The sequence below is a fragment of the Enterococcus sp. 4G2_DIV0659 genome (assembly GCF_002140715.2).
GTDB lineage: Bacteria > Bacillota > Bacilli > Lactobacillales > Enterococcaceae > Enterococcus_L > Enterococcus_L mansonii.
Genome location: NZ_NGLE02000001.1, coordinates 1,735,946 through 1,757,282, shown reverse-complemented (window position 1 = coordinate 1,757,282; position 21,337 = coordinate 1,735,946). Strand labels below are relative to the sequence as shown.

21 protein-coding genes are annotated in these 21,337 nt (G+C 35.9%); 4 read left to right on the top strand and 17 right to left on the bottom strand.

The window, feature by feature from the left end; all coding sequences use genetic code 11:
• The first annotated feature begins 27 nt into the window (after positions 1-27).
• Entirely contained in the window at positions 28-1,020 is a 993-nt protein-coding gene (locus A5880_RS08080; protein ID WP_086330467.1) for a dihydroxyacetone kinase subunit DhaK, read from the top strand.
• Between the two features lie 107 nt (positions 1,021-1,127).
• Here the strand turns inward: A5880_RS08080 and dhaS are convergent, their stop codons facing one another.
• From dhaS to A5880_RS08065, 3 genes are all read right to left on the bottom strand, one after another.
• Positions 1,128-1,676 (bottom strand): dihydroxyacetone kinase transcriptional activator DhaS, encoded by a 549-nt coding sequence (dhaS, locus tag A5880_RS08075; protein ID WP_086330466.1) that lies wholly within the window; start codon positions 1,674-1,676, stop codon positions 1,128-1,130.
• A 243-nt stretch (positions 1,677-1,919) separates the two neighbouring features.
• Positions 1,920-4,043 carry a coiled-coil domain-containing protein gene (locus tag A5880_RS08070; protein WP_086330465.1) on the bottom strand — a complete coding sequence of 708 codons (2,124 nt, stop codon included), beginning with the start codon at positions 4,041-4,043 and terminating at the stop codon, positions 1,920-1,922.
• A 333-nt stretch (positions 4,044-4,376) separates the two neighbouring features.
• A complete protein-coding gene (locus A5880_RS08065; RefSeq protein WP_086330464.1) occupies positions 4,377-4,955 on the bottom strand; it encodes a TMEM175 family protein in 579 nt (192 codons plus the stop codon).
• Positions 4,956-5,121: 166 nt separating this feature from the next.
• Between A5880_RS08065 and A5880_RS08060 the strand changes: the two genes are divergently transcribed.
• Positions 5,122-5,319, top strand: a complete 198-nt coding sequence (locus A5880_RS08060) for a hypothetical protein (protein WP_086330463.1) — start codon at positions 5,122-5,124, stop codon at positions 5,317-5,319.
• 129 nt (positions 5,320-5,448) lie between these two features.
• Here A5880_RS08060 and A5880_RS08055 read toward each other — a convergent pair whose 3' ends face one another.
• The 7 genes from A5880_RS08055 to A5880_RS08025 all read right to left on the bottom strand — a co-directional run bounded on the left by A5880_RS08055 (position 5,449) and on the right by A5880_RS08025 (position 13,318).
• Positions 5,449-5,976: an HdeD family acid-resistance protein gene (locus tag A5880_RS08055; RefSeq protein ID WP_086330876.1), complete on the bottom strand. Its 528-nt coding sequence runs from the start codon at positions 5,974-5,976 to the stop codon at positions 5,449-5,451.
• Positions 5,977-6,137: 161 nt separating this feature from the next.
• Positions 6,138-6,512: a DUF956 family protein gene (locus A5880_RS08050; RefSeq protein ID WP_086330462.1), complete on the bottom strand. Its 375-nt coding sequence runs from the start codon at positions 6,510-6,512 to the stop codon at positions 6,138-6,140.
• A gap of 128 nt (positions 6,513-6,640) precedes the next feature.
• A complete protein-coding gene (locus tag A5880_RS08045; protein WP_086330461.1) occupies positions 6,641-7,552 on the bottom strand; it encodes a PTS system mannose/fructose/sorbose family transporter subunit IID in 912 nt (303 codons plus the stop codon).
• Between the two features lie 23 nt (positions 7,553-7,575).
• Positions 7,576-8,379, bottom strand: a complete 804-nt coding sequence (locus tag A5880_RS08040; RefSeq protein ID WP_086330460.1) for a PTS mannose/fructose/sorbose transporter subunit IIC — start codon at positions 8,377-8,379, stop codon at positions 7,576-7,578.
• 33 nt (positions 8,380-8,412) lie between these two features.
• The gene (locus tag A5880_RS08035; RefSeq protein WP_086330459.1) at positions 8,413-9,411 is read right to left on the bottom strand and encodes a mannose/fructose/sorbose PTS transporter subunit IIB; all 999 of its coding nucleotides are present in this window, start codon (positions 9,409-9,411) and stop codon (positions 8,413-8,415) included.
• A 279-nt stretch (positions 9,412-9,690) separates the two neighbouring features.
• Positions 9,691-10,185 (bottom strand): mannose/fructose/sorbose PTS transporter subunit IIB, encoded by a 495-nt coding sequence (locus A5880_RS08030; protein ID WP_086330458.1) that lies wholly within the window; start codon positions 10,183-10,185, stop codon positions 9,691-9,693.
• A 241-nt stretch (positions 10,186-10,426) separates the two neighbouring features.
• Positions 10,427-13,318, bottom strand: a complete 2,892-nt coding sequence (locus tag A5880_RS08025; RefSeq protein ID WP_086330457.1) for a sigma-54-dependent transcriptional regulator — start codon at positions 13,316-13,318, stop codon at positions 10,427-10,429.
• A 223-nt stretch (positions 13,319-13,541) separates the two neighbouring features.
• Between A5880_RS08025 and A5880_RS08020 the strand changes: the two genes are divergently transcribed.
• Together A5880_RS08020 and A5880_RS08015 are read left to right on the top strand one after the other, a co-directional pair.
• On the top strand, positions 13,542-15,287 hold the full coding sequence (locus A5880_RS08020) for a GW dipeptide domain-containing protein (protein WP_086330456.1): 1,746 nt from the start codon (positions 13,542-13,544) through the stop codon (positions 15,285-15,287).
• 248 nt (positions 15,288-15,535) lie between these two features.
• Positions 15,536-17,167 (top strand): ABC-F family ATP-binding cassette domain-containing protein, encoded by a 1,632-nt coding sequence (locus A5880_RS08015; RefSeq protein WP_086330455.1) that lies wholly within the window; start codon positions 15,536-15,538, stop codon positions 17,165-17,167.
• Between the two features lie 85 nt (positions 17,168-17,252).
• On the opposite strand, the gene A5880_RS08010 is transcribed toward A5880_RS08015, so the two are convergent.
• The 7 genes from A5880_RS08010 to A5880_RS07980 form a co-directional block, all read right to left on the bottom strand.
• Complete coding sequence (locus tag A5880_RS08010; RefSeq protein ID WP_086330454.1) at positions 17,253-17,924, bottom strand: ImmA/IrrE family metallo-endopeptidase; 672 nt, start codon at positions 17,922-17,924, stop codon at positions 17,253-17,255.
• 242 nt (positions 17,925-18,166) lie between these two features.
• Positions 18,167-18,922, bottom strand: a complete 756-nt coding sequence (locus A5880_RS08005; protein ID WP_086330453.1) for a peptidoglycan amidohydrolase family protein — start codon at positions 18,920-18,922, stop codon at positions 18,167-18,169.
• Entirely contained in the window at positions 18,885-19,157 is a 273-nt protein-coding gene (locus A5880_RS08000; protein ID WP_086330452.1) for a phage holin, read from the bottom strand. The genes A5880_RS08005 and A5880_RS08000 overlap by 38 nt, the downstream gene beginning before the upstream one ends.
• A gap of 5 nt (positions 19,158-19,162) precedes the next feature.
• On the bottom strand, positions 19,163-19,489 hold the full coding sequence (locus A5880_RS07995) for a hypothetical protein (RefSeq protein ID WP_086330451.1): 327 nt from the start codon (positions 19,487-19,489) through the stop codon (positions 19,163-19,165).
• A 23-nt stretch (positions 19,490-19,512) separates the two neighbouring features.
• Positions 19,513-20,682 (bottom strand): hypothetical protein, encoded by a 1,170-nt coding sequence (locus A5880_RS07990; protein WP_086330450.1) that lies wholly within the window; start codon positions 20,680-20,682, stop codon positions 19,513-19,515.
• On the bottom strand, positions 20,679-21,152 hold the full coding sequence (locus tag A5880_RS07985) for a hypothetical protein (protein WP_086330449.1): 474 nt from the start codon (positions 21,150-21,152) through the stop codon (positions 20,679-20,681). Before A5880_RS07985 ends, A5880_RS07990 begins: the two co-directional genes overlap by 4 nt.
• A complete protein-coding gene (locus tag A5880_RS07980; protein WP_086330448.1) occupies positions 21,142-21,333 on the bottom strand; it encodes a hypothetical protein in 192 nt (63 codons plus the stop codon). The genes A5880_RS07985 and A5880_RS07980 overlap by 11 nt, the downstream gene beginning before the upstream one ends.
• Between the last annotated feature and the right edge of the window lie 4 nt (positions 21,334-21,337).

Genomic DNA, 21,337 nt, shown 5'->3' with positions numbered 1-21,337 from the left:
ATATTATTGAAAAGGGGCACATGCTCAATGAAACAATTAATCAATTCCGGCGGGCATATTCGCCAACAATTATTAGCTGGACTTACGTATACATATAATGACAGCTTAAATTGGCAACCAAAAACAGGGATTGTCACTAAAAAAAGACTGCCCGACAACAAGGTAATCTTACTCAGTGGTGGTGGATGTGGTCATGAGCCTGCTCACATTGGCTATATTGGGGAAAATATGCTGGATTGTGCGGTGATGGGCGCTATTTTTGAACCTCCTGCCAGCTCAGAAATTCTTCAAGCAATCGAAGAAACATACAATGGCCATGGCACGTTGCTGATTATTAAAAATTTTGAAAAGGATGTCGCCAATTTTTTAGAAGCAGAGAAACAGGCAAAAGCAAAAGGCCTATTAGTTTCTCATGTAATCGTAGATGATGATTGCTCAATTGAAAGTGGTACGTTCGAAAAAAGACGACGCGGTGTTGCTGGAACTGTTTTAGTGCATAAAATGCTAGGAGCAGCTGCTACAGAGGGAAAATCGTTAAATGACCTCCAAGTGTTAGGAGAAACGCTGATTCCTTCGATTAAAACATTAGGTGTAGCTTTTTCACCGGCGTCTCCTATTGGACTGATTCCGCAACAATATGAATTAGCAGAAGACGAAATGTACTTTGGTATTGGGATTCATGGGGAGCCTGGCTATCGGATTGAAAAAATGCAATCCTCTGAACGAATTGCCATTGAACTCGTCAATAAGTTAAAACAGCAATACCCAAAAGAAGCGTTAACGCAAGTAGCCGTTTTGGTAAATGGATTAGGTGGGATTCCTCTACTTGAACTGGGGATTTTTATGAATGATGTTCAACAATTATTAGATATTGAAGATATCGAAGTCGGTTTCAAACATATGGGCAATTTTCTAACGGCCTACAATACTCATGGACTTTCTCTTACTCTTTTAACCATCAAAGAAAAAAAATGGCTAGAGTATTTAAATACACCAACAGATGCTTTTGGTTGGAAGTAATGGGCAAGTTGAGATAGAGACTTCTTTCTACTCAACCGCCTGTATATACTAAACAGGGGTTAGTGCTGATTCAATCAGCCCTGACCCCTGTTTTTTTGCATCCACCCTCACATCTTTTCCTCAAAGCCAATCAAAAAGACTAATTTCATTTGCTTAGCAAAATGGCGTGAATTGACTTTACATCCTTCTAAAATCCATTTCGTTGTCAAAGAAACGAAGGCATTTGCATAAAACTCTTCCAAAAAGGTACGATCCTCTTCTTCAAATTGAATATATGATGGATTCCGAATAACCAGAATTTGATGGATAAGCCCTTTTAGATGCTGTATATAATATTCCTCAAATGAATTTTGTCCATCAAAAAACAAAATCTTTCGGTAAAACACTTGATTCTCCTCAAAATAAATCAGTAAATTCTCTACAATCGTCTGCCAATCTTCATACGCAAGATTATCCTCGATTTTTTCAATCGCCTCTTGTTGAAAAATCCAATCCACCAATTCATATTTGTCTTGAAAATGATCATAAAATGTCTGACGCCGCATCTTACTTGTCTGCATGATTTTTGCAATCGTCACTTTATCAAAACCATGCTCAACAACAAGTTGTTTGAATGCTTTTGTAATTTTCTTTTTCGTAATCAATGATCCTGTCATTTGTCTACACCTTTTATTTCTTGATTACGTTCATTGTACCAGATTAAGAAAATCAATGGTTTAAATAGCCTTTAAAAATATGCATACCATTAACTCAAAGCTAGCAACATTAATCGTTTATCAGCTTTGTCCTTCAATTAACAGCTACTATATAAAAATATGATAACGATAAGAACAACTAATTAAATAAACTGACAGACCTTTTCTCTACTAAAAAAGGCCGATCAGTTTATTTTTATATTTTTAATGATTCACTTCATTTTGACGGGCAAGATATGTCTCTAGATACTCACCTAACAGCTTGTATCCTTCCATTTTTTGTTCCACTTCTTTAGGACAATAAATCCATTTACCCATAACTTTTCGTTTCTTAGATAAAGTACTCAAATCCGATAAAAAGTCTGGCAAATTGTCAATTAGTTGCTGACAACTTAATTCTTTCCCCAATAAAAGATCTTTCTTTTCTCGTTCAAAAACAGAGGCCCAGAGATAAGGCAATACCTCGATTTTTCGGATATTTACATAGAAATCATCCTTTGGCATCATTCCTTTATGCCCTAAACTTCTCCCAGACTGAAAGAAGGAATGGATATCCCACTCTAATTTTTTCAACCGTCGTAAAGAGGAACCTTCTGAATCTTCTTGTTGATAGTTTTCAGAAATTGGCCAACCGCTTCTCGTCTCAATTGTTTGCGGATGTTTTTCTGAAACACGGTCAAGCATTTCTTCAATTGCTAACGTCACAGTTGGTCTTTCTTCTGACGTTTCTGTTGTCGGTTTTTGTGGTTTTGTTGCTTGTAAGAAACTTTCTTTTGTTGGGAAGTTTCTATTCTTTTGCATTGGCACATTTGTTTGTGTTGAAGCTGGCAACACAGGAGGTGCCACAGGTCCGATCTTCGGATTATTTGATCTAGTAGCTGGTGCAACTTGCGTGACTGTTTCTTTTTTCACCGGAATACTTGTCTGGCGCATTTTTTGTTCTAATTCAGCAATCTTTTGATGGGCTTTAATTAACTGAACATCCACTTTGCTGACAGTTTGCGTTAATTTCTTGATTTCAACAGCATTTGATCTTAATTGATCTTGGTCTTTTTGATGTCGTTCAGCCAGTTGTTTTACGGACTCACTTTTTGTCAATTTAACTACAGGCACTTTTTTCTTTTTAGCCTTCACTGTTGTCAGCTCAGATTCCATTGTTTGTAATTTTTCTGTAAGTTGTTCTATGACTTGGCTTAATTTATTTGTTTCTGAAGCTGTTTCCTTCAGTCGTCCGTGATCTTGTTCAATCCGCGCTATCGCTTCAGGATCTACTTTGCCTTCCATGACATTATTTTCAACTGTGCTCAATTTTTTATTGATCTGTTGTAGTTGTTGTGCAATTGAAGTCACTTCTTCACTTGTAGTTGCTACTTTGTCAGCCAATTTAGCTTGAGTTTGGTCTGTCTCCACTTTTTTTACCGCAGAAAAAGTCATTTTTGGTGGTTTCTTTTGTTTGTTTTTTTCTATTACTTGATTTAATTCTAGTATTTTTTGATCGGAGCGCTCTATACTTTCTACTAGTGAATCGATTCTTTTTAACGCTTCATCCAAACGACTTTCCACAGTAGGTGCGCCATCTTCTCCTGGTCCAAAAACAATTTTAAATTTTGGTGGTTTTTTTGGTTTTGGTAAGTTAGATAATTGTTGATTTACATCAGATTTAAATTTAGCAAATTCTTGCATAAGTTGATCAATTTTTTTAGTTGTTTCTTTTAATTTCTTAGCGTTCTCAGCTTCTGCGGATTGTCTTGCAGCAACCTTACTTTGTACCACCTTCACTACAGGAGGTGCTTTCTTCGTTTTGACCGATTGTACTTCTTTATAGATATCATTTAAATTTTCACTAAATTGATTCATCATTTCAGTCAATAATAAAACTTCACTGTTTGTTTCTTGTAAGCCTTTGACCATTTCTAATGGTATATCTTGTGAAAAAGAAGAAACATGTTCTAATGGTAATTCTGGAACCTCTAAATGACTGATCCATGTGCGTAAATCGCTTATTTGTAATTTGCTTAACGGATGTGCTAGCGCGATAAGTAACGTAATGTACACTGCTTTTTGCGTAACACGTACATACAGGTTCTTTGCGACACAATCTTCAAATTCTTGATTAAACTGTTCTGGGAGATTATTAAGAAGTGTTTCAAATTGCTCAGGTTTTTCATAATCTGTTGATAGTTCAAATTTTCTCAACAAATAAACCGAGTATTGACTTAATACTTCATCTGAATAAAGTTCCTCACCTAAGCGACTTGCTTCAATCTCTTTTCTGAAAAAAACTTTCTTATTTTCTGATGTACTTTTCGTAAGATTCAACTTTTCCATATATGCTAACTGCCCCTTTTTAACTTGTATCTTACCGTCTTACTAGTCAAAATGCTTATTTTCTCGTTGTAAAACAAGTCCCTTTGTGCGTTTTATAATTATATATTTCCTGTCTTGATTTTACACAATCATTTTTCATTTTAACCCAAAAACAACCCCGTTTGTTTTCATAAATTGTTTAAATATATAAAAAAATTGAGAATAGCCTTATTAAAAATAACATTTTTTTGATTCAAATCCTCCATTTTGTCGTTTTTAATCGAAAAAAAGAATGTAGAATAAAACAAAAATAAAAAAGAATTTGTCTTATTCACTACATTCAAAATAGGCGAATTACTCTTTGTATTGTTTTTCAATTCTTCGATCAGGAATAATCCACATAATTAAAATACCGATATTTATAATCAATACACAATAAGGATGGATCAAAACACCCAATAATATCCCCAAGATGTTCAAAAAAATAGTTATATATGATTTTTTATAACGCTGAAACAATTCACGCAGTTTAGAGTCTTCACCGTTCGCTCGAATCAACTCTTTTGTCAGTATCAAATAAGAAATATTCGCTAAAAGTGTCACGAGCCCATAGATAATCTGAGGCACAAGACTATGGATGAAATCTCCCACCCATGCTGTGGCAAACGGTACAAGTGTTAGGGTAAAGATAAACAAATTATTGGCCCACAAAACACGTCCGTTGATTTTATGAACCAATTGAAACATATGATGATGATTGTTCCAATAAATTGCTAACATCACAAAACTTACTATATAGATAAATAATTTACGTTCAACACCTACCAAACCGGCTAAAGTATCTGTTGTCGGCTGACGTAATTCTAATACTAAGATAGTCATCACGATTGCAATCACCGCATCGGTAAAAGCTTCAATTCTTGATTTTGACATACTTGCTCAACTCCTCTTTTTTATTTTACGTTCTTTTTAGCTATTTGCAATGAATACGCCCAGCCTTAAGATGGAGTGAAAATCAGCCTAAAGGTGGATTCCCCAAAACTAGTTTCTTGCTATACTTTATTCATAGAGAACGAGAGAAAAAATGGAGGTTTTATTAATGAGACAACGATCAATGGTAATGAATATATTAATGGTCATCGGGTTATTTTTTGCAGGAAGTATTATTTTGAGTATTGTACTTGGACTTTTAGGTAGTTTATTATGGTTTGCAGTCAAAATCATGATTCCTTTAGCCATCGCTGTTTGGTTAGTACGTGTAATTTCTGGTCCATCAAACCGTCGTAGATACTATTAAATTTTTATCTATAAAAAAACCACCTAAGAAACAAAGGCACTTTTGCCTTTGTTCTTAGGTGGTTTTCCGTTAGCTTTTTTACCAAAAAAACATTCTTACACAGATTTCAAATTACTTTTCTTCTTTACCTCATCTAAATGCATAGACAATATGTGTAATCCCAAATAACATGAAATAAAAACCAACTAAAAAACTTAATGTTAGAGCAGAAGATAGAGGATTCATCAATAGCATTATACCTAAAATAATCCCTAATACATCAACAATCAGCGTAAACCAAAAATACCCTGTACTAACTGATTTTGCTAAATCCAAAGCAAACAGTCCAAATATTGAATCTAAAATAAACCAAATCGCAAAAATAAATGGCAACGCTGCTACACCAACATTTAAATTAAAGAAGAAATAGATACCAATGATGATATCAATCACACCTAAAATAATTGGTCCATACGCTTTGTAACCAGTCAATTCTTTCATTCTATTACGAACGAGAATTTCAAATATTCCTTTCAAAATCGCAAATACGGCAAAGACCATTACAATCGCAACTAAATTTCCCGCTGGATCTTGAAATGATACAAGTGCTGTTAATACAAAGAGAATCCCTAGAATTAAAGAACCCCAATCCACACCATTTCTTCTAGTTTCATTCATAACTACTACATCTTCTTTCCTATCTATTTTCATCTACATATTTATGGTACTCCTAAAAAATGACAGGGTCAAAAAAAATGACTTAAAAAATAACAAACGTTTTATATATGTACAAAAAACGAGTGGGATTGAGATAAATACCTTCGCCCCAATCTCACTCACTATTTCTTTTTACCTATTGATAAAAATGCACGTTTAATTACATCAAAAAATCCTAACGACTGTACCATATGATCTGGTGCTACATATGTCTGTATTTCTCTAAGCACTTTTTTAGGTTGTTTAGAGGAAAAAGTAAAGGTACCATTTTTCTTCGTCTGTATAGCATATCGCGGAATCCATTTTCCTTTAAACATCACTGAAGCAATGACATAATCAACTTCTTCCCACGGAATTTGAACAAATTTTCGGCTATCACGAGAGTTATAAAATTCAAACCCTTTATCCCCAATCATAATCTTTCCATAATCTGTAAGTCCCGTAAATGCAGTAGCATCCGTTATGAAATCTACTTTTGTATTCAGAGATTGAACCATTTTATCTACTCCATTTCTTCCATAATTTCTATTTTCTATTATATGTGTTTTTATTGAATTAAGCTATGTAAATGAAACTTGGGACAAAACCGAATGGCCTTATCCCAAGTATAAAACGCATAGATAGATTATAGTAATCCCACTACGTGACCTACCACACCGACTACGAACAAACCAAGAATGATCACGATTGGAGAAACTTTTTTCTTCAATAACCACATACATAAGAATGTCAGTAATAACGCTGCTAAACCAGGAATCAATTGATCCAAGTTATTTTGTAAAGTCGTTACTTTCATTGCTGAAAGTGCCTTACCTGAGCCAACTTCTTCAAAAGCTTTCTGTAACCCTTCGCCATTGATTGGAAGTTTATCCCATTCTACATAAGCACCTTTGTCTAGTTTAACCGTAGAAACGATTGGTATAAACTTGATCGATACCCACCGCTGTACTAAAGCTGCCAGCACGAACATCCCGAGGATCGAAGCACCTTTTGTAACATCTTGCAATAAACCGCCAGAAAGGTCTTCTGTGATCTTAGAACCAGCTTTATAACCGAATTCTTGTGTATACCACATAAATGACCAACGAATCAGATTCCACGCTAGGAAGAAAATGATTGGACCAAGAATGTTTCCGCCAATTGCAAGTGAAGCACCTAATGCACCTAACATCGGACGAATCGTAAACCAGAATACTGGATCACCAACACCTGCTAAAGGACCCATCATCCCAACTTTTACCCCTTGAATTGCGACATCATCAACAGGTGCGCCATTGGCACGTTCTTCTTCTAGTGCTAAAGTTACACCTAGAATCGGTGAAGCAATGTATGGGTGCGTGTTAAAGAACTCTAAGTGACGTTTTAATGCTGCTGATTGATCTTCTTTTGTTTTATATAATTTACGGATTGCTGGGATCATTGAAAATGCCCAACCACCATTTTGCATACGTTCGTAGTTCCAAGAGCCCTGAATGAATGTAGAGCGCCATGCAACGGCTAAACGATCTTTTTTGGATAATTCAATTTTTTCTGCCATGTCTTTTCTCTCCTCCTTCAGGATTAATAATCATTTAAGATATCGCCTAGTGGGTCACCAGTATTGCTTCCGCCGCCACCATTTGAAGAACCGCCCATTTTAGAAAGGTTCAAGTAAATCAAGGCTAAAGCTACACCTAAAGCACCAAGTGCGATCAATGTTAATTGAGAAATTGCTGCTACAACGAATCCGATGATAAAGAATGGCCATACTTCTTTTGTTGCCATCATATTGATTACTAATGCGTAACCAACAGCTACGACCATACCACCACCGATGGCCATACCTTCTGTCAACCATGCTGGCATTGATTCTAATGCAGATTGAACCGTTTCAGCTGGAATGAATAATAGCGCTGCTGCTGGAATTGCAATACGAATCCCTTGCATACATACTGCTAAAATGTGTAACATTTCGATTTTTCTGATATCGCCTTTTTCAGCTGCTGCATCCATCATATGAACGATTGGTACAGCAAGTGTACGAACGATCATTGTTAAGAAAAGACCTGCTACTGCAAGAGGTACAGCAATTGCGATTGCTGATGGAACACCTTTAACACCTTGTCCGCCTAATACTAAAATAATTGCTGATGCAACCGATGCTAATGCCGCATCCGGTGCGACTGCGGCTCCGATGTTTGCCCAACCAAGTGCGATCATTTGTAATGTTCCGCCAAGAACAATACCTGCTTCTAAATTCCCTGTTACTAAACCGATTAAGGTACACGCCACTAACGGTTGATGGAACTGGAATTCATCTAGAATTCCTTCCATACCAGCTAGAAAGGCAACTAAAATTACTAGAATAATTGTTATAATAGACATGATAAGCCTCCTATTTTCATTTCAATTTTTGGATTATTTTGAGTGTGCTTGCGCTAACTCATGTTTTGCTTTTTTAAGGATTTCATCCATGTTGGCGCTAGAGTCATTTGGTACTTTACGAACGTCAAATTTAACGCCCAAGTCTTCCAGTTTTTCAAAAGCTTCTACATCTTCTTGTCCCATCGACAACACTTTGCTTACTACCACTTTTCCTACTGAATGAGCCATAGAACCCACATTGACTTCTTTGATATCTACGCCTGCTTCGACTACTTTTACCACATCTTCTGGATTTTCAAATAGCAATAAGGCTTTGGTGTTACCAAAACGTGGATCTTTAGACACTTCGATCATTTTACTGATTGGAATAACATTCGCTTTAACCCCAGGAGGCGCCGCTTGTTCGATCAATTTTTTACGAAGTTCGTCTTTTGATACTGCATCTGACACAACAATAATACGGTTTGGTAAAACTGACTTTGTCCAAGCTGTAGCTACTTGACCATGCAATAGACGAGAATCTACACGTGCCAAAACGAATTTGATTTTGCCATCACCGACAACCGTACCCTCAGGTAGTGCACCTTTTGGCTGGGCGTCTGCTACTGCCGCTTTAGGCGCTTCTTTCGGTTCTAATTCTTCTGGTCTGATGCGTACGCCTTCTTTAGCCGTTTCAAGAACATGTGCAGCAATTTCTTGTGCAGAATTCATTGAAAAACGTGAAGCATAGGCTTCGATCAACATTGGTAAGTTCAAACCACTAACAATTGCCCACTTGTCTTTATGTTCTTCAAAAAGACTGTTTGCTTGGTTAAATGGTGTGCCTCCCCATAGGTCGACTAAAAATAGCACTTCATCTTCCTCATCAAATGTTGCGATTGCTGCTTTTAATTTTGCCTTTAAATCATCTGGGCCTTCACTAGGCATTAATACAACTGCTTGTACCTTTTCCTGTTCGCCAAAAATCATGGAACCGGATTGTAAAATGCCCTGAGCAAATTCCCCATGGCTAGCAAGAATAATTCCTACCATAATTTGATACCTCCTGTATTTTTTTCAAATCCTTTATCATTACCCTCATCTGTCAATTTGTTGATACAAAAGCGGCTTTAGAAAAATATAAATAGAACAAATGCGTTATACTGCTTGCTTTTATACCTCTTTTTATCTAACAAGATGATTTTTGATAACATTTTTATAATCGTTTCTATTTAAATATCGTTCGTTGACCACCCCTTTCAATTCTCATGCATCTACGTTTCAACAATTGATCGTCTGCAACTTCATCTATATAGAAGCTGAAAAGAACCATCATACTAGCTGATCTTTTTTCAGCAGTTCCATCAAATCAACTTGACTATCAGCGACCACTTTTCGGATTTCTAATTTGATTCCTTGGTCACTTAAATACTTAAATGCTTCAATATCTTGCTTATCAACAGCAACCGCATTGGTAATCATACGTTTACCACCTGTAAAACTCATTCCACCAATATTGACAGAATCGATCACAACTTTGCCTTCTACCACTCGTTTGACATCTTCTGGATTTGTAAACAATAACATGACCTTTAGATTATCAAATCGTTCATCACTAAAGACCTCAATCATTTTCTCAACCGTGATCACGTTGACTTTTACCCCTGGCGGAGCTGCTTGAACGAGGAGTGCTTTTCTTAATGTATCATGTGCTACAGCATCACTAATAACTAAGATTCGATTTACATTGGTACTTTTCGTCCAGACTGTCGCAACTTGCCCATGAATCAAACGATCATCGATTCGTACTAAACGGATATCCATCATGTATTGCTCTCCTTCTTACTCTTGTGATTAGCTGATAGTACGCAGTGTAGTCCTTGCATTCTTTACTATCTAAAATACTATGTTCGATCATTTATTGCCAAAATAATGTCTACTCCCATAAATAGAGACATTTTGCTCACCAATCTATTTAATTAAAGCAAGTTTCGTGCCAACTTTAGTGTATTGTATATAAAGAGGAATTAACAACGGTTTCTTTAAGAAAACGCACAAAGAGGATACACTAAAACAGTGTATCCTCTTTGTGTATTCCCCCTAGTGTATTTTCTGTATTTTGTGTTTGATTCAATTGTGTATTTTGAATTAATAAAATAATGTAATAGACTTCTTCTATTGGCAATTCTAATCTAAAGGTTTGTTTTAAATAAAGATTTGCTTTCATCACAACCTCATAATTAGGGTCAGCCATAATTTGTTTTAGCTCCCCTTCTGTCACTGACAGCGGACCGTCACGCAACACACGTTCTAATGCCCCCGCCAAATGCATTACTAAATTAACATAAAAAGTATAATCTACCTGTAAATCAAGTTCTGTTTTGATAATATCTGTAAATTCCCAAAGAGGCTCAATTATTTTTTTAGGATTGATAAAGGTAAAACTTTGCTCCATATAATCAATACACAGCGTTTTAGCCACTTGTTCATCCATTTCTTTGGTTTTTACATAGCAATCACTTTCTGTCAATAATTGCTCAATAACAGCTTCTGCTTCACCTGAAAAGAAGGTTTCCATAGGAATAAACGGCGCTTCAATTTTCGGATTAGTAATCCCGGTAACAGCAATTACACGATATTCTTCTTGAATGTTTAGCAATTGTTCTTTCATATCGATAATCGCTATTGGCAAGACTGCTAGCTCTAACTCCGATTGAGGCAGAATAGATGCTTCAATCATTTCTTTCATTCGTTGAGCTGTTCCTTCCCCTGATGCACAAATAGCAACAATTACAGGCTTTTTCCATGAAGCTAAAGGATCGATTTCTTTTTCCTGTTGAATATCTGCATACCCTTGGAAATTTTTTAATGAATCGTATAACGTATCCAGCTGTGTATCAATCAACGTTGTTTTTCTTGCGGTTTCTAAAACGATAGGTGTTGTAACCATATCCACCGTACGCACTTCGATCCCAGTTTGTCTCTTGATTTCATCTGAAAATGTGGCTAAAGAACCCATATCTACTAGTAAAATCACGCCACTATCTTCATTTACCTCTTGTACGACCGTAATAATTTGCCTCAATGCTTCTTTGGGTTGCATTTCTAATGGCATATCAACCGCTCGTAAATTATCAACATTCAATAGTTGCGAAACAACTTGAACCATGCTTGTTGCCGTACTTTTTCCATGGGCAGCAACAACAATTCCGATCCGTCCTGCATCTTTATTTTCTCTTAACGAAATCAAAAGAACGGCTAAATAATACGTTTCAAATTCAGGGATGTTCATTTGATAATTAATTTCAATAATTCGTTTGATTTCTTGCGCTGTTTCAAATTCCATTGGATAGTCCAACACCATATTCCGAATGTTTTCATTCAGCTTGTGTTGGCGCTCTTCGCCATTTTGAATTCGTTTCAAAAACGAACTAATGTGTAAGCTCATCGCATAAATAAAGTTAGGTTGAAAATTGTAGTTTAGCTTTTGCCTAGCAAAGTGATAGATTTCTTTAGTGACATCAATAATTCGCTGATCGACGATTTCTGCCAGTTTATTTTCAGTATCAAACGTAAAACCGTGGTCTTTATAAAACGATTTTAAGTGAACGTTGATATCTGTCGTAATAAAGTTATTAATGACTTCTTGTTCTAGACCATCTTCTTTTAATAACGCTGCTTTATCTCCAATGATTTCATATAAATTATAAGGCAATTCATAGGAGTCAGACTGTATGGTTACTAATGACTCATTAGGCGTAACAATCATTTGCGGCTCCAAATATTTGGATAATTCAGCTAGTGCTTCACGATTACTTGCTAGTTGCATCATGCCTTCTTTGATGCTGTCAGTTAGTTCGTCAATGGTGATCGTCAACTCTTCCTGTTCCATATGATTCAAAAAACCTCTTGCCGTCACTAATTGGACATTTGACTTTAATTGTCCCACATTTCCATATGAAACACTGCCAATCAACGCTTTTACTACATCTTCAGATAAAGAAATTTTCCGTTGAATACGTGATGCCTCCATTGAAATCATCACTCTAAGTAAATCAATTTTTTCTTTTGCTGGTCGATCGATAAAATTGGGTAGCTGGATAATAATCGGAATCCTTCTAACAAATGTATTCAATAAAGATGACGTAGGATTTTCGGTTGTCGCACAAATGATTCGCACATCTGCCCGCCGGTTTTTCACACTTTCACCTAGTCTTGAATACGTGCCATGATCCATAAAATAAAAAATCATTTCCTGCCCTTCTGGCGGTAAGCGATGAACCTCATCTAAAAATAAAATACTACCATCTGCTTCATGAATGATTCCTTCTTTTGCTTTATTTGCTCCTGTAAAAGCCCCTTCTGCATAACCAAATAGATGTGACATTAGTAATTCAGGATTATGCGCATAGTCTGCACAATTAAAGACAACAAGCTTTTTATCTGAGTCGATTACATGGTTCAATAAGGCAAACTGAAACATGGCATGAGCAAAATAAGTCTTCCCTGATCCAGTGGCTCCTGTAATTAAACAATTCAATCCTTTGGGCGGATACAAGATTGCCGCTTTGGCTTGTTCTACAGGCGTTCTCATGCTCCCAGTAGAGCCAATCATTCCTTTAAAAATATCTTCTCCAACAAATTTTTTTGCAGGTTTATGTACAGAATGAGGATTCACCTTTTCAACAAGGCTATGCTCACGATAGCTTTTTACAGGTTTGGATAGCGGACGGTATTTAAAAACCGCCTTATCTACATATTTGACTGGACGCCCATCCGTTTTCTCCAATAAGCCTTCCCTAACAAGTTGATTTAAATCTTTGCTAGCATTAGATCTTTGGATATTCAAGGCTTCTGAAACATCTCCTGTCGTTACACCACTTCCTAAAGAAACATCGCTAGGAGTCAATGTTTCCGTTTGATCTTTTACATAAAGAAAAATACGTTCGATACGTTTCATATCACCTCTCCTTTCAACTCAATTAAAACGATACACTAATTTTATGTGTATCATACAGTGTATCGTTTTAAAAGTACACTAATAACCTTTTATTAGAATGTTTCACATGGAATAAATATTAACAGATTTATGACTGAATATTGATAGGTGGAGACCCTCGTATTTCGATAAACTGTGTATAGCAGCTGCAAAACAATTAAATAAAAGAAAGTTGGAAATTATTATGGCAAAAATTGGAGATGACTATCCAGCAAAGTGGAAAAATTTACCACTTGATGCTGCAATTGATACATGGGGCATGTACACTCGGGAATGTACATCTTTTGTAGCAAATCGGTTAAGTGTTGTGAATAAATTTAATATCACACGACCGCCTAGCAATTGGAATGCAAATGTATGGGGAAATAATGCCCAAAGTATGGGATATAAAGTAGATAAAAATCCAGCTGTAGGTTCTGTAGCTTGGTGGAATGCTAAATTTCACGTGGCATGGGTGGCAGAAATTAGTGGGAATAATGTTCTTATTGAGGAGTACAATAATCCAGCTGGTTCTGGAAACTACGCAACAAGATGGATCGATAAGAATGCGGTAGATGGTTATATTCATTTTAAAGATCTACCAACTCAGGTGTACAACAAAATTACTAGCAAAAAAGGTGTTTCTTTAGGAAAATTATTCGACCAATCTACACGTAATGATGGGATTTATGCTACCGGACCTTGGAATACTGGGCCAAATATTGTTAAAACTGACAACGGGAAAAATTATCACAACAAAATCGTTAGCGTTACTCAAGAAGCAGTGACCGATAACAACGTAACTTGGTACTATGTTAACTATAATGGTAAGAATCTAGGTTGGGTAGACTCCAGAGCCTTTCAGCAAAAAGTTTATAGTACAATCATCAGTAAAAAAAATCGTTCTGTGGGGAAAAAGTTTAATCAAAGTATAAGAAATGACGGCATTTACGCTGCAGGTCCTTGGAACACAGGTCCTAGTGTTGTCAATACAGGCATGGGAAAAGATTTTCATGGACAGATGGCTCAAGTGACTCAAGAAGCGGTGACTGATTATTATGGACAAAAAGTAAATTGGTACCATATCAAAGTAAACGGGAAAAACCTTGGGTGGATCGATGTTAAAGCATTTGATACAAAAAACTATAATACTATCATTAGCCAAAAAACTATCTTTGTAGGTAAAAAATTGAATCAAAGTACAAGAAATGACGGCATTTACGCTAATGGACCTTGGAACACAAGCCCTGGTGTTGTTAATATAGGTATGGGAAAAGATTTTCATGGGAAAATAGCTCAAGTGACTCAAGAAGCAATTACAGATTGTCTTGGACAGAAAGTTACTTGGTACTACATTAAAATTAACGGAAAAGAGATTGGCTGGATCGACAGCCTTGCCTTTGATGCAAAAAACTATAATACTATCGTTAGTCAAAATGCTATTGTTCTTACTCAAAAAATTGACCAATCAAAACGCAATGATGGGATTTACGCCGCAGGTCCTTGGAATACTGGATCTAACGTTACCCTTACTCATGCAGGAAAAGACTTCCACGAAAAAATTGCCTTAATAACTAAAGAAGCCATCACTGATTGTCTTGGACAAAGAGTAGGCTGGTACTATTTTAGTATCGATGGTAAAGAAATCGGATGGATTGATTCACATGCATTTGCTAATCATGTTTACAACACAATTATTAGTTTAACAGAAACGAATTTTACGAAACAAATAAATCAAGATGAACGTACTGATGGAATCTACGCTAATGGGCCTTGGAATACAATAGAACCTGATGCTATCAATATTGGTACAGCAAAAGCTTACAATGGAAAAATAGCCCTAATCACGAAAGAAGCCATCACTGATTTAAAAGGCACAAAAGCAACTTGGTATTACGCTACAGTTGACGAAAAAGAACTAGGCTGGATCGATGCTGAAGCTTTCGTATAAACGTTGTGTTATTCAATAACTAGGATGTTAAAAACATATCAAGACTAATAAGGTAAATTCATCATATGAACGTACCCTTATTAGTCATTTTTTACTCTCTAGATGACAGAAAGTTCAACTTTGTGATTCATGGAAATAAACATATACAGCAATCTTTTCTGAAAAAGTCTGAAATCCCTTGAAAAATATGGGTTTCCTCGCTATAATGCAGAGAGGTTTAACTATTCTATATGAAGTGAGGAAAACAATTGATTACTGTAAATGATGTAAGTTTGCTATTTTCAGACCGCAAACTTTTTGATGATGTAAATATTAAATTCACACCTGGCAACTGTTATGGTTTAATCGGTGCAAACGGCGCTGGTAAATCCACATTTTTAAAAATTTTATCTGGTGAAATTCAACCAACAACTGGATCGATCACATTAGGGCCAGATGAACGTATGGCAACATTGAAACAAAATCACTTTGACTTTGAAGAAAATACTGTTCTAGAAACAGTTATCATGGGTCACAAACGTTTGTATGAAGTAATGAAAGAAAAAGACGCAATCTACATGAAAGAAGATTTCACTGATGAAGATGGGATCAAAGCGGCAGAACTTGAAGGGGAATTTGCGGAGTTAGATGGTTGGGAAGCTGAACCAGAAGCGGCTGTTTTACTACAAGGATTAAATATTCCTGAAAGTTTACACGACCAAAAAATGAGCGAGCTAACAGCTGGTCAAAAAGTCAAAGTATTACTTGCCCAATCACTATTTGGTAAGCCTGACGTTTTACTACTAGATGAGCCGACCAACGGTTTAGATACTCGTTCAATCAACTGGTTGGAAGAATTCTTGATCAACTTTGAAAACACTGTTATCGTCGTTTCCCATGACCGTCATTTCTTAAACAAAGTATGTACGCACATGGCCGATCTTGATTTCGGTAAAATCAAACTTTATGTTGGTAACTATGATTTTTGGTTGGAATCAAGCCAATTAGCGGCAAAATTACAATCAAATGCCAATGCGAAAAAAGAAGAACAAATCAAAGAATTACAAGACTTTATCGCTCGTTTCAGTGCCAATGCATCGAAATCTAAACAAGCGACTTCTCGTAAAAAAATGTTGGATAAAATTACCTTAGATGACATCCAACCTTCATCACGTCGTTATCCATTTGTAGGCTTTACTCCTGAAAGAGAAATCGGAAATGATTTACTTCATGTGGAAAATGTCTCTGTAACGATTGATGGTAAAAAAATTCTAGATAACATTTCATTCTCTTTAAATAATGTAGATAAAGTCGCATTTATTGCAGATAATGATATTGTTACTACTACTTTATTCAAAGTAATTATGGGTGAAATCACACCTGATACTGGTAGCGTTCGTTGGGGTGTGACAACAACTCAAGCTTATTTACCGAAAGATAACAGCAAAGATTTTGATACTGATCTAACGATTTTAGATTGGTTGCGTCAATTTGCAAGTAAAGAAGAAGATGACAATACTTTTTTACGTGGATTCTTGGGAAGAATGTTATTTTCTGGAGAGGACGTTTTAAAATCTGTTAATGTACTTTCTGGGGGCGAAAAAGTTCGTGTAATGTTGTCTAAATTAATGTTGTCTAAATCGAATGTGCTAGTTCTAGATGATCCAACAAATCACTTGGATCTAGAATCAATCACTGCTTTAAATGATGGGCTAATGGCATTTACTGGCGCAATTTTATTTGCTTCACATGACCATCAGTTTATTCAAACATTAGCAAACCGCATTATTGCTGTTTCTGATAAAGGAATTGTGGATCGTGCAGATACAACGTATGACGAATTCTTGGAAAATAAAGATGTTCAAAAACAATTGGACGAATTGTTTTCTGGTGAGTATTAAACGTGTCTAAAAAATAATCCTGTAAGGTAGAATTCGCATTTATAAGCGATCCTGCCTTACAGTTTTTTTGAGTAGTTGAGATACGTTAAGAACGTTGAACTAGCGTTTTATTTAAATAACACTCTAGTTCGTAAGCCAGTAATTTAGCTCTCATTTTTCCCTTCCCATAAAAATTATACTGAATATCTTCCGCAAGTGCTTCAGACACCATCAAAGACAATCCTAAAAACGCCTGCATCATTTGAACTAAACGAATGGAAAGGTGCTGTTCGGAAATCTTAAAACGATTAGATAGTTGCGCTAAATTCCACCCATTTTTTAGAAAATGAATGAATACATTATCAGGTACTAAGATAGCTGATGCTCCGATATTCGCTTGAAATTCTTTTAATTCTTTTTGATAGAAATGCTCCAAATGGTTCTGTGTATCTAGAAAAACATTATTTCTTTCGTTTTTGTGAAATAAATAGTGAATAATTTCATGGCTAACTACAAAGTGCCTCATTGTCTCATCTAGTCGTTGATTAAACACAATTGTTGTTTCTTGTTGGTCTTGGATAAGCATCCCAGAAATTCGTTCATTCATCTTTTCTTTAAAATAAAAACCTCGTATGCCCACCCCTTGAGACTTCATTAAATCCCAAATATAAGAATCACTATATTCGTCGTAATTAATCTTCTTCTCCATCATCAGTGTCAAAAGATAGTTATTGACTTTAGCAGAAAAATCAATATATTCATTTACATATTTGAACATCTCATCATCCCCCATCTTATTTTATTTCTTCCGTAATCTAATAAACGATAAATACTTCTCCAAAAAAATAAACGAATCAACTCTTTTCAATTTATTTCTTCTTTCATCATTTGAAATTCTTTTCATTTTTCATTTAAAACAAACTATCTATGACGTTTTTTTCTTTATAAATTTCTTTTTGTAAACCAATTGTAATTCTTTTGTAATATTTTTGTAATCAGACTTAAGACCTATTTTTTTTATTAATTAAAAAAACCAGTTCCCCAAGTAGTATCTACTTTTCCATCATCTGGGCCAACTGCAACATAGCGACGATTCGATCCATAGTCTAGATAACTAATCCAAACATACCCATTGCTATGAATATAGTAATCATAATGGATGGCCATTCCAGGAAGATAATAATCAAGCGCTGGACTAGCATAGTCATCGGGATTTGTGTCTCGGCTTACGGCTAATTGTCTATCTGGATAAAACGTGCCAGATAATGGAATCAATCCTGCTGAAGGCGTTGATGGGCTCGGTTGTGGTTGCGGCTTTGGTTCTGAGTGATTGCTAGCGCCATAACGATAGATCGTAATGGCAGGACAAGGACAGCCATTCAACGACCAGATTGTGTCATGATCATTAATGGTTATACCGTTATGCCCATAATTACAATGAATAATGGCATCGTTATTGTCCGAAAATATTCCTGTGTGCCCAGCTGCACCACCAGATGATCCTCGATTTCCCCAAATAAAAATATCTCCTCTTTTAGCTGGATAGTTACCTGTTGCATCTTTTGGCACTTGTTTCCATCCGGCATGTTCTAGATGCGCAAAAAGAGTGTCTGTATTTCCCATTGTCTGAGCTGGTAAGAACCCACCATTAATCAACGCAAAGTAAACTGCACTGGAACAATCATAGCTATTTGGACCTAGCCTTGCGTTCATTGAATAGGTCACTTTTCCTTTTTTCTCATTCATCCATTGAATCATTTTTTCTATATTCGCCATCTTTTTTCAACTCCTCTAAGATTTCATCTGCTTTTATCGCAGCATGTGTAAAACTGTTATTTTTCCACCAAGTGATGCCTGTTGAAACGATTGTAAAAATCAAAGAAACCACTTGATAAATAGTATCTTCTACAATATCAAGTGTGCCCTTTCCTGTTATCGCTAAAATTTGATTAAATAACGCCAGAAATAAAATAATCGTTCTGGCGATTGTATTTGCGGATGCTTGCTTCATATTTGTTACTCCTTTCTAAATAATGTTTTAATTCTTTCATCATGCTTGATAACTGTATCTTCAATCTCTCCGATTTTTTCTTCATGATCCTCTAATCGATGGACTACTTTAGAATAGCGTTCATGCAGCAATTTTGTTTCTTCTGCTACATTCTGCGATAAACTTGTGATCGCTTCAGATAAACCATCAAGATTGTGCTTGATCGGATCAGAGATATTATGTTTGATTGCTTGATAGGCTTTTTTAGCGATCCAAATGATCCAAGCACTGAACGAACCTGCTATGGTAAATAATGCTGCAAGTTCTGCTATCGTAAATCCTAAAAATGTCATAACTCACCATCTTCCTTGTTTTTTTATAAAATAACGTAGGTCATATTGATAAAATGAACATTTCCTACTTTGAAATTGTATGCCGAACCAATAGAAACATCAGATGTATTGACTAACATCAGGTCTCCATTTGTTTCAATAATCAATGCTGTGTTCGCGTAAATGGCTGTATTTTCGCTTTCAGTAACCATATTGACTGCTATTCTAGATGTTGGAAACAATTCTGGATCTGACAATTTTCCTATTTTAATTTTTTTATTTCTCGAAAAAGAAAAAGCTTGTTCGCTAGTTAAGTTCACGTTAAAAAACACTGTCTTATCTTGTTTGATGATTTGTTTGCTTTCAATAGAAAAATATTCCGTCTCGTCAAATGTCACAGCCTCTGATTTATCTACATACGTAGAGCTTCCACCAGTATGTGTATTCAATAGCTTAAATAGTGGTTTAAGGTCTAACGTATAAAATAGTTCCTCTATTCCATCTTTTATCATGTAAAACTGTACCGCGGTCTTCTCTCTTTGAGTGCTGGTTCGATCAAATTGAACTTGTCCTGTAATGCATGTCGAGCGTTTCGATAAAGGCACCTCTACTTCATTGAATAAAACGTTATAATTTTCTACTTCGTCTTTTACAGCAATGCTAAAAGTCAATTGATTGTCCGCCAAATTGTCAAACTCATAATATACATTTGGATAGACAAAATGCTTCACCCATTTACCCTCTTGACGAGCATAGGCATATCCATCTGAAGGTGGTTCAGGAAATACCGACGTTATCACGCCGTGTTCATCCATTGTAATTGTCGTTCCGTCTGGTTTCACCACTCCTACTGTTTCAAGTACAATATTCGGAATATCGATTTTTTCTTTGACCAATTCGATAACATTTTCCGTATTCAAATTAGCTGTAATATTATATGTGCCGTTTCCGCTGACATCCAGATACGTATCTGTGTTAGTGAGTTGTGTTGGTCGAGTATTGCCTCCTCCCTCACCGCTATTGATTGGGGTAAATCGTTTGCCATCGTAGGCTAGTACCCAAACAGAATCGTCTGGCAAGATATACGCATGATCACGATTTGGCTGTTTAATTTCTGATAAATGATTCACGGGAACTTCCCAAGCACCAGAACCACAAAATTCTGGAACTGCTGGTTGTTTCTCGTCATCATTACAAATTTTTGGTTTAGTCATTTTTTTTGTCCTCCTTTGATAATGTCTGCAAAACAGGCAGCACATTCTGTTACTTCAACCCCTAAAAATTGAGTTAAAGCTTTGATAAATAGTTTATTTTTAGTTAAAGCTGTAGATAATAGTGCCTCATCATTTTCACTTGCTTGCCAAGCTTCAAAGGCGGTCATCATGGCAATTGCTAAGTGTTTTACTGTACACCACTTTTCTTTATCACCACGACTGCCATATAGCTCAAAAAGGTATAACATATCCGCTCGCCTTAGTTCAGCTAAAACAGTGATTTCTTCTTTCATATCGGTGATTTTTTGCAACTGCATTTCTAACGCTGTTTCAAGATCAATCAGACCGTTTTCTAACTCTGATACTCGTTTTTCCAATAATGTTTTGGTGTGCATTTCGGCACTGGCAACTTGAACAAAACTTCTAATCAGATCTTCTGCAATTCCATCTGTTGAATGTTTATTTTCCATTTTTCTCACCAGCTTTCTTATATTTAGCGATTTCCGATAACAGTTGATTTTTTCTTTTTCGCTCTTCATATGCAATCGAGTCACTTTCTGTTTTAAACAGACTAATGACGGTTTGATAGTCTGTCGGATGATTAAGTAAATGGTTTTTCATCTTTTGCGCTTTTTCATCATGTTTATTCATTCCA